The organism is Mycobacterium sp. E3298, assembly GCF_001666895.1.
Taxonomy (GTDB): domain Bacteria; phylum Actinomycetota; class Actinomycetes; order Mycobacteriales; family Mycobacteriaceae; genus Mycobacterium.
In genome coordinates, this window is the sequence record NZ_LZJB01000057.1 from 1 (window position 1) to 1,101 (window position 1,101).

Here is a 1,101-nt window from a genome sequence, read left to right on the forward strand (position 1 = left end):
TCTCCGCCCACAACACCTACGCCGACGACGGCGCCATGATCGACAAGGGCGTCGCCTTCGCCTCCAGCCACCTCGACATGGGTGGGCCGGCGACCGCGCCGGTCAGGAGCTTCGGCGGCTGAGCGATTGCTCAGCCGGACTTGGCATTCAGGAACGCCACGATTCCCTGGGTGACCGCGTTGGCGTAACGCGCGCGGCCGTCCGGGCTTTCCATCCGCGCGGCGTCCTCGGCGTTCCTCATGTTGCCGAGTTCGACGAGGATCGCCGGGTACTGGGCCAGGTTCAGCCCCGCTAGGTCGTCGCGGCCGTAGAGGCCGTTCGAGCCGATGTAGTTGGCCGGATGAAAGCCAGCCTGCGCCAAGGCATCCCGCATCGCGGTGGCCAATTGGACGGCGGGGCCGGCCTGGACGTCGTTCAGGGGCGGGCTGGAGTAGTTGACGTGGAATCCGCTGCCAGACGCGGGTCCGCCGTCGGCGTGGATGCTCACGATCGCGTCGGGGCGCATCGCGTTGGCGGCCGCGGCGCGCTGATCCACGCAGGGGCCGACGGAGCCGTCGTCACCGCGCGACAACTGGGTACGCACGCCCAGCTGGTTGAGCGACTGGTTGATCAGCGCCACGACCGCCCAGGTGAACGCGTGCTCGGGATAGCCGTCGTTGGTGGCGGCCCCGGATGTCTGGCAGGCCTTGGTCCCGCCGCGGCCGTTGGGGACCTGCTGGTTGATCGACGCGTCGTTCACGGCGTTGTGGCCCGGGTCGAGGAAGACGGCCGACCCGGCGACGGAGGCGGAGGCGGAGGGAGCGGTTACCAGGGCCCCGGCGCCGAGCAGCGCCGGGGCCAATCTCAGCACGTCGCGACGGGAAATGGGTCCCGGCCGGCCGGGGCGGTCAGTCACCGCGCGATGGTAACAATCGTGGCTGCTCAGAGGTCGGTCAACGCCCGGGCCGCGGCGCGGAACATGGTCTGCTTGATCGCCCCCAGCGTGCCGGGGTCCTTGCCGCCCAGCGGGCGCAGCAGGTCGGTCGCCGCGGCGGTCACCTCGGCCTCGGCGGCGGTCGCGTCGACGATGCCGAATTCGGCGGCCTCCTCCCCGCCGAACCG

1 protein-coding gene and 2 pseudogenes are annotated in these 1,101 nt (G+C 71.2%); 1 reads left to right on the forward strand and 2 read right to left on the reverse strand.

Going from position 1 to position 1,101, the window contains the following annotated elements:
* Positions 1 to 122 (forward strand): annotated as a pseudogene (locus A9X05_RS02030) (cutinase family protein); the annotation flags it as partial.
* Positions 123 to 130: 8 nt separating this feature from the next.
* Here A9X05_RS02030 and A9X05_RS02035 read toward each other — a convergent pair.
* Together A9X05_RS02035 and A9X05_RS02040 are read right to left on the reverse strand one after the other, a co-directional pair.
* Positions 131 to 865, reverse strand: coding sequence for an Rv3717 family N-acetylmuramoyl-L-alanine amidase (locus A9X05_RS02035; RefSeq protein ID WP_197498876.1), 735 nt, complete (start codon positions 863 to 865; stop codon positions 131 to 133).
* A 56-nt stretch (positions 866 to 921) separates the two neighbouring features.
* Positions 922 to 1,101, reverse strand: a pseudogene (locus tag A9X05_RS02040) (enoyl-CoA hydratase/isomerase family protein); the annotation flags it as partial.